Origin of the sequence: Parabacteroides acidifaciens (assembly GCF_003363715.1) — a bacterium.
Taxonomy (GTDB): domain Bacteria; phylum Bacteroidota; class Bacteroidia; order Bacteroidales; family Tannerellaceae; genus Parabacteroides; species Parabacteroides acidifaciens.
The window spans coordinates 1-8,394 of record NZ_QREV01000092.1; the positions used below are offsets into that span (position 1 = coordinate 1).

General features: G+C 51.4%; 7 protein-coding genes. All 7 read right to left on the bottom strand.

Annotated elements, in window-relative coordinates; translation table 11 throughout:
- Positions 1 to 165: 165 nt before the first annotated feature.
- The gene (locus tag DWU89_RS19905) at positions 166 to 441 is read right to left on the bottom strand and encodes an HU family DNA-binding protein (protein ID WP_115501374.1); all 276 of its coding nucleotides are present in this window, start codon (positions 439 to 441) and stop codon (positions 166 to 168) included.
- A 5-nt stretch (positions 442 to 446) separates the two neighbouring features.
- Positions 447 to 2,540 carry a DUF4906 domain-containing protein gene (locus DWU89_RS19910; protein WP_115501375.1) on the bottom strand — a complete coding sequence of 698 codons (2,094 nt, stop codon included), beginning with the start codon at positions 2,538 to 2,540 and terminating at the stop codon, positions 447 to 449.
- 25 nt (positions 2,541 to 2,565) lie between these two features.
- On the bottom strand, positions 2,566 to 4,602 hold the full coding sequence (locus DWU89_RS19915) for a fibrobacter succinogenes major paralogous domain-containing protein (protein WP_115501376.1): 2,037 nt from the start codon (positions 4,600 to 4,602) through the stop codon (positions 2,566 to 2,568).
- 1 nt (position 4,603) lies between these two features.
- Positions 4,604 to 5,650 (bottom strand): BF2992 family fimbrillin-A clan protein, encoded by a 1,047-nt coding sequence (locus DWU89_RS19920; protein ID WP_115501377.1) that lies wholly within the window; start codon positions 5,648 to 5,650, stop codon positions 4,604 to 4,606.
- Between the two features lie 44 nt (positions 5,651 to 5,694).
- A complete protein-coding gene (locus DWU89_RS19925) occupies positions 5,695 to 6,723 on the bottom strand; it encodes a fimbrillin family protein (protein ID WP_158543414.1) in 1,029 nt (342 codons plus the stop codon).
- Positions 6,724 to 6,736: 13 nt separating this feature from the next.
- Complete coding sequence (locus DWU89_RS19930) at positions 6,737 to 7,873, bottom strand: fimbrillin family protein (RefSeq protein ID WP_115501379.1); 1,137 nt, start codon at positions 7,871 to 7,873, stop codon at positions 6,737 to 6,739.
- Between the two features lie 26 nt (positions 7,874 to 7,899).
- The coding region (locus DWU89_RS19935) for a fimbrillin family protein (protein WP_187574955.1) at positions 7,900 to 8,394 on the bottom strand (495 nt) is incomplete at its 5' end.

Sequence of the window (8,394 nt, forward strand, 5' to 3'; positions counted from 1 at the left end):
GACAGATTCCGTAGTTGGTGGCCAGTGCGCCGGGGAAGACAATTTCCACCATATAATGGTCTTCCGGCAAAACCATCGAAACAAACAAGATGTATTCTTCTCCGTATCTATCCATGCGATTTAATATAGATAATTTATCCCTTCACCCTTGTTAGCGCTAACTATTCAAGGGTTCAGAATTTTCATCAGCCCCTTGCCCGGCTTGAATTTGACACTCTTGCGGGGAGGGATGGGGGCTGGAACGCCTGTACGCGGATTACGCCCCATGCGGCCGGGCTGCTCCCAGCAGCTAAACTGGCCGAAGTTTTGCAGGCAAATGGAATTGCCTTTCCGCAACTCTTCGTTAAAGACGTCGCACAAGGTGTCGAGGTATTGTTGGGATTCTTTACAAGTAATTCCCAATCGATGGGCAAGGGTCTGTGATAGTTCTTTTTTATTCATATCTATTATTTTGTTGTATCTTTTACGCAACGGACGGACTGACCGTCGGACTGACCGCGACTAAGTGTAGAGGCTTTATTCTCATTCCCTCCATATCTATATCCAGATCCAGAGCTACTACCTGATGCCCAGAACATTCCTTCGTGGCCAGGCCCTTTTGATTTTCCATTACTAATATCCCGGTATCCACCATAAGGCCAACGTAATCCGGGTATAGCATAACATGTGATACCACAAATATCCATATCGCTAACAGTACTTGTATAAACAAATTTCAGATTAGCGGTTGTAAAATTATTTCGTACCCCGGAGGGAGTAACACGCCATCCTGCCGGACAAGGGTCAAAGCATGTTTTTACGCCATCTTGCCATAGAGAATTGTTAGCAGAACCTCCATACCATAATTGAGAGCTGTTTGAATAGAACAGGGTAGGATTATTCATTGGCGTTCCAAAATCGTTCCCTGAAGTAGTGATTTTTTGCCCGCCTACATATATTCGCTCTCCGTCACTATTATACATCGGTACTGTCTGTGCAGTTGCTTGGGCCTCGAACTTATCCTGTGAATCCCCTGATTCCGTATTTTGGATAGCTGGCAAGAAAGGATCTTTCCGTCCCCATTGGTAACACATTCCGAAGGCACCGATACCCAAGCCCGCCCTTTTTGCTCCGATCCCCCGGTCCATCCAGATATAATCGCTCCATTTATATACATGTCCTCCGGGAACATCGAGAGAATCTCCGGACATATCATTACCGACATTATCCAGCACATAATCCGTCACCCAGATATGCCAGCTCCATAAAATTTTACTATCTTTATCATAGGCGGCAATCAGGGCGTTCCCCTGCATATCGGCGGTTTGTATCCGAAACTCCCCATTGGCTTTCAAATGGTAGATTGCCCGGATTAATCCCGGATCGGTCTGCCAGACAAGCCCGACATGGTCGATGTTGCAATCACCATTAACCCCTGTCCCTACTCGATTCAAATAATCGATTGTATTGCTCACCGCTGCACCCGGTGCATTATGCGGGTTAAAGGTCAGGAATGAGTTCGGTTGAACCATGTAACAATTAGCTCCCGGTAGGGATGGCGGTATATCTGTCGCGCTAAGGCGCGAATCATCCTCCTTTCCTTCTATTCCGGTGACCTTCAGCGTGACGGTGTACGACCGGTTCCCTTCTATCGTAAAATCGTCGGTGTTGTTTGCTCCCGGATATAATGTGTAATAGACCCTTTTTGCTCCCTGATCTCTTTGGGCTGCATCCGGATAATAGTTGGCTTCGAGATAGAGATAAGTACAATAGTCGTCCGGTTTGTAGCTGTTTTTATCTTTTGGATTGTTTACAGTCGTACCACTTTTTTTACCCCGCCTGTTTTCCGGGATATACCAGGTATAGGTTCCCTCTATATCATTGACGAACGGCTGCCAATCGGCGTACAGTTCACTGCTTGCCTCCGGGTAGGAGATCTCGCTTGCCGGGGTTTCCGGACAGGCGACGGAAGGGACCGACCTCAATTGCAGCCAAAGCGGTTCGAGGGCGGCACCCTGCGGTAGCCCGCTCTGGTCTATGCTGAAAACGATTTTCGCCAGTCGCCGGGTCAGGGTGGCAGTGACATCGGTTTCCGTATAGATTTTCGTCACACAACTACCGGTCATCAGTATTTTCCAATTCTGAATATCCGTTTCCGAGAGGGAAAATTGCTTCGTTTTCAACTCGCCCAATGTCCCGCTGAAGTTATCGAATGTCCCGCCGGCATTGGCTATAAAATAAAGGGTTTGCAGTTTGTTTGCATCGCCTATGGGTTGCATCAGCCCGACTGTCAACTTCGAGGCCGGATTATCAAAAGCGCGGGCAATCACCGCCGGGGCTTCGTCATCTGTCCCGTCGAACTGGATCACTGCCAGGTCGTGTATTTCCGCCTCACTGATGGCCCGCGTCGTCTGTCCGCCATCGAGGGGCGCAACCTGCAAACGGCAAACGACCTCTACCGGCGTTCCCTTCTCCATCTGTACCTCGTCGTTCTCCGTGCAACCGGTAGTCAAGCCAGCCAAAGTAGTCCAGAGTACTAAAAACCAAAAAGTATTATTCATTTTTATTCTGTTTTCGTTTTACCGCTTATTTCTCTTTTACGCAACGTACCGAACCGCCGAAGGAACCGGCAATATCATTGACTATACTTCCGCCCGAACTGGTGAAGCTGAAAGTCCGTGGAAAACCGTTCTCACATAATGCCGACCACATATAAGTGTTACTTGCATTAAAAGTCATATTGCTGTTTCCAAGCACTCCCCTCGGGAACCAGGAATATTCGGAATTAACCGTCAAAACCGCCCCGTATGAATTGGTTGTATCCCAAGCAATATTGCCATCGCTACCCCATTTATAAGCATCCCATGCGGCTTTCGCCGGCACACGCCAGCCGGCAGGGCAAGGGTCGAACACTGTTTTCGTATCGGAAAACCAGAGGTTAGGGATTGCCGCTGTTCCACCATGCCAGGTTCCCGTCGTACTTTGGTGGGTGAAAAAGACAGTCGGACATTTGATCGACTCGTCGATATTCAGGGCAGTTCCTTTGTTGGCAGACGAAATACCGGTTCCGGTAACAGTCGTTTTGCCCGTGTCATAAAATGGATCTTTCCTTCCCCACTGGTAGTAGAGGTTGCGGTTATTGTCTTCCCGGAATACGTTCAAAGCTCCTAAGTTGCGGTCCATCCACGTATATCCGCCGAAATCGTATATATATCCGTTTTTCCCTGTCCCGTCCAGCACTTTGGCATAGGGCGTCACCCAGATGTGCCAGCTCCAGAGGATCGTGTTATCGGCATCGTAGGCGGCGATCAGCGCATTGCCGTTTGTCCCGGCGGTGTTCGGCTGCACGCGCACCACTCCTTCGCCGAACGAGACATCGATCAGGCCGTCCGCCGTTTGCCAGACCGTTTTAACCGCTGCAATCCGGCTGTACCGGTTTTCCTTCACCTGATCCGTATAGCAGACGCTAACCTCCCCGACATCCGTCCCCGGCGCCAAATAGGGGTTGAAAGTCACTTCGCTGCCGGATTCGGGCGAGAGGACGAAGCAATTCGCCGGCGGACTGAGCACCAGGTTACGTCTCGTCACGCGAGAGTCAAAGCTGTTAACGCCTCTCAGGACGGGCAGTATCTCGTAGTCGTAATTGCGGTAGACATTATAACCGGGACTTCCCTGGCCGACATAAAACCTGTAGGTGACCAGCTGGTCCGGCATATTGGGGGCTTTGTAGATGCCGGAAAGTTCCACGTAGGTATGGAAAGAATCGCCGGAGGGCAGGGCATCTGTCGCTGTCCGTACGTTCTGCGGGATATACCAGGTAAAACCGTCTTCGACCTGGCCGATGATAAAAGTATAGTCGGTGAAGTTGGCAGCCGTTTTCTCCGGATAGTCGGTGGCCTTCGTTATCCCGTCGGCATATTTCAGGACCTTCGGCACATTTCGTAACCGGAGGCTCAAAGGGGTAAAATCGGCATCTACCACGCCTGCCAATGACTTCGTGTATTTGAAATGTACCTGTGCCACCAACCGTTTCAGTTCTACCGGATGAATCGTTTGGTCTTCCACACCTTTAACCGGTACATACAAGGCCGCAAGCATCAGCTGGTTTTCACCGTTGTTTGTCTTCTGGTCGAAAGGGATCTCAACGCCTTTAAAGTCACCCAACGTTTTCCCTTCAAAATTCTGGAAGGCGGAACCGGCATTTGCGATAAAGATGAGATACTGAGTGTCCTTTTTCGAAGCCTGCAACCCGATCAGGTAGTACGGCTCCGTCGCAGATTCGTCCTTCTCCGGTTCGGGGGCGCGCAGGTAACGGGCGGTAACGCATATGGCGGCATCTTGCGTCGTTACATCTGTCACACTCTGATCGAGGTCAAATTGCAAAACCGTGAGGTTCTGCAAAGTATTCTCACCGGTATTTGCGCTACCCGTCTCCAGCCGGATCACCTGCTCGCCGTCGGTAGCCACCACCTGCCCGTAAGCGCCCTCCAGACCAAAGCGGATGCAGGTAAGGCCGCCCGGCCGGTTACCGTCTGTCTCCTCCGGTATCCCGTCTGCCGAGCAGCCGACCAACATTCCGATCTCCATCAGGAACAATATCAGTATGTATAAATTCGTTTTCATATTATATATCCATATCCAATTTAATATCTTCACCCCAGGGATTAATGTTTATCGTATGGGTCACCGTTTGTACGCCGCCTCCCACTTCGCTGTCATCCGTGACGGTTGTCCAGGGAGCCACTGTGATATTGAAACGGACATAGTCCCATCCGTAGTTGACTTCAAACAAATAGCGCTTGCCGGGCTCGAAGGCGAGCCGGTTGATTTTTACGCTTAATAGCCTGTCTGTCGCTTCCGCTTCTTTGTTCCTTTGAATCTTAACCTTGATTATCGCGTTGAACGTGCTCTCCGCCTTGGGAAAAACCACCCGGGGCGTTTTCTGTGTATTGATATAGCCTGGCCCGCTGCCGTTTCCTTTCTCCCCGGCAGTAAAAGCGTCACTCCCGTCGATTGCCAATTTTTCGAACCGGTCTGTTTCTTCGATCGCCGGTATCACAAGTTTGTTTTCAGGCAGCAGGTAGTTGCCTGTCGTAGCCTTAACCATCCCCTCGATTTCGATGCTTTGGACGGCAAACGACAGTACCGAGTCGACCTCCTGCTTAACCACCTGCACGGTAAAACTGATTTGCGAGGCAAGATGGTCGAGGTTATCCAGTTGAATAGTGGTCGCATCCGCCCCCATTTGTGCCCGGGTGACAGAGCCTAAGGCATCTGTTCCCTGCGCCACAGTGCCGTGCTTGCCTTCACCCGTCAGCGTTTGCACCGGCGTCATCGCGCAAAAATCGTATGTGCCGACAGGCAGGTACATCGGTTCGTTGTCCGTAATACTTCCATCGAGCTCCAAGCCGTCCGCAGCGTTGTTCACCTTATACTGCCGCGCCGCAACCAACTTGCCGCTATTGGGATTATAGGCTGCAATCGTCAACGCCGTTCCAGCCTGCAAGTCCGTTGCATCCCCATCCACCGCACGCATCGGCCTCAGCTCCGCCAGCGTAAAACTGACCGGATACCCCTTCCCGTCATTTTCTCCACGCCCAACGTCCGCCTTGTCGCAACCCGCAAGCAGCAACAACAACGCCAATATCCCTGTATAAAATTTTCCTTTCATATCCAATATTTATCACTTTCAACTTTCCCCTTTCAACTCTCCCCTCACTTCGGGTCCACCTCTATCACCTCATCCAAATTGATCCCATCCACCACCCAGGGGTTCACCTTGGGTAAAGGGCTAAAGGAGGCTGCCTGCCGTGAGATTGATACATCGAAAGCGTATGTATATCCGCCTTTCAAGCCATCAGACGAGACATTCAGCCGGGCTGTATATCTCTTCCCCGCTTGCTTGCCGCCTGTAGCAAATTCAATACCCTTAAAATCGAATTGCAAGGGTATTTGTGTATTCGCCGCTACCGGCAGGAGGATAAAGGAGACGGTGAAGTTCGGTCCGCTGTCAACTTTAACGCCCGCTTTCACCTGCCCGTTCGCCTGGCCGAGGGGCATCCCTCCGGAAACACCTGTCCCCCAGTAAATCATCCCATTAGGAGTATCATCCGCCCAGGTTGCCGACAGGTCGATATAACTACCGCTACTGTCGATCGGGGCTATAGCAGCCGTCAGGCTTTCGGCGGAAGTGTAGCCGTTCGTACCGGCAGGTTTCACCGTCAGCACTATTTGGGTGGCGATATGGCGGAAGGCCAAAGGAATCGTGACGGCATCACTGCCGGAAACACTTTGTGAACCGCTTACCGCCATCAGGTAATCCACCCCGTTTTGCAGGATTGCGGTCCGGCTGCCGCTTTCCATTGCCGGGACAGGTAAGTCCGCATGATTGGTCGACAGGGCGTAAAACGCATATCCGTTCCCTACCGGCAGTTTCATATCAGCACTAAGGGGAGCCAGATTGCATACGCCATTATTCAAATGAAACGTGTACCGGTTCGAGTAGGCATATTTATCTGTTTCCGATGGTATCTTTCCCTGCCAGGCATACACGACGACACGCCCGCCCTCATTCAGTCCCTCTGTGCTGCCGTCCGCCTTGGTCTGCGCGTCTGTCGCAGGCAAAGCGGTGAACCGCACATCGGCATACCCCGTCGCTGATGGCACCCCTTCGTCCGTCCCGTGACATGCCACGAGCAGGCAAAAGAGGCTCAAAATGCCCGATATCTTTTTTAGTGGATTCATAATACACTTACATTTAAGGGGTTGTTGCTCCTGTGGAACTTGCATCATCCGTATGCTCGATGTCTCCCACTTGCCCGCCGGAGGTTCCGGTTTCCCAAGGTTTTACCGTAACGGTTGAGAATTTGATTTCCGTACCCGAAAGGGTCAGCGTGTACTGGTTGCTTGTCCCTGCCGACCAGCCGCCTGTGGCATTGAGACTGCCGGTATAGGTATGGGTAGCGGCTGCCGCATCTCCGACGATTAAATTGCCAATAACGATCTTGACCTTCATTTTCTGCCCGGAGGCCCCGGCGAGCGGCAGCAGATGATAGGTGGCAACCTGGTCGGCAGGGATATTGCTTCCATCCGAAACCGTGCCGGATCTCACGACAGTCATCTCTTTAAGGTCGGTATCGCTACCGGGCGTCCCTCCTGACTTGCCATCAATCTGTATTTGCCCGTTATACAAATACATGGCGGCATTTGTTTCCGAGGTCGCCTGAATCGAAACTTTCGCCAGATTGAAATCTTTGGCTGTATTATAATCTGCCGCGTGGGCGCTCTCCCCGAACTTGATCGTCAGTTGCACCTGCGTACCTACATGTTTGAACGCCAAGGGAACATGGGCTATTTGGGTACCGAACGCAATCGTTTGTTGGGTCATGGCATACAGGTAATCAACGCCATTTGTGACAGAAGCTGTTCCGGCGGTACTACTCGGCACTCCGCCTACGGCATCAGCCGTATGGAAGTCGGGAACAGTCTGGTCTTGACTATTGGTCGACACGGCATAGAATCTAAAGGTCCCTGAAGGAAGGATCATTTCGATACCGTTCGTGTCACCCACTTTATCAGGAACTAAGGATTGCACTTTGCTTGTTACGGTTGTTTCGGTCTTAACGGTATAATCCTTTGTTACGGTCACATCAGTCACGCCCTCCTTTTGCCGGTAGGGATAGAGACGTACGTGAGCATCGGTAACCAACGTATCCGCACCCGCATCTACCCCTATACTTTCGGCACGGGTAGATGCGGAGGTGGTGAAGAAACGGACTTCGACGGGGCTTTCCGGTTCGTCCGGCACAGGCCCGTCCAACAGCTTCTCCCCGGTGCATCCGCATAGGCTGATGCACGCCATTAACATACTGATTATACCTGTCTGATGTCTCATGTTGTTCCCTCTATATCTTCTGTATATTAATAATCTTCTTCCACACTGTCTTTGGGAAATTCCCCGTCTTTCGATGTCCAGGGGGTGACAGTCAATTCCGAAAACCCGACCTGGTTGCCGGTGATATTAACCGTGTAATTATATTGCTTCCCGGAAACGAATCCTCCCGCCGGAGTGGTGACATCTGCTGTATAGAGCTTGTCGGTCTGTGCCTCCAGCCCGTTGAAGGTGATCGACGGGAAGACGATACGAACCGGGATCTTTTCTTTTTCTTTTATCGGAAGCAGGATGCAACCGGCGGTAAAGCCGTCCGTAAGGTTGCCTGTGCTTTCCAGAGTGGAGCCATCTGAGGCCACCGGGTATTGTCCGATGGGATCATTGGCTCCCAAAGTGATCTTCGAGCCTGCCGGGTTTGTCAGCGGCAGGGTGATCTTGGGAGCGTCTGCCTTGATGATTTCTTCGCTGCCTGTGCCACCTTTGCTTGTAACGGTGATTTTTATACGGCTGGCAAGGCGAATGAA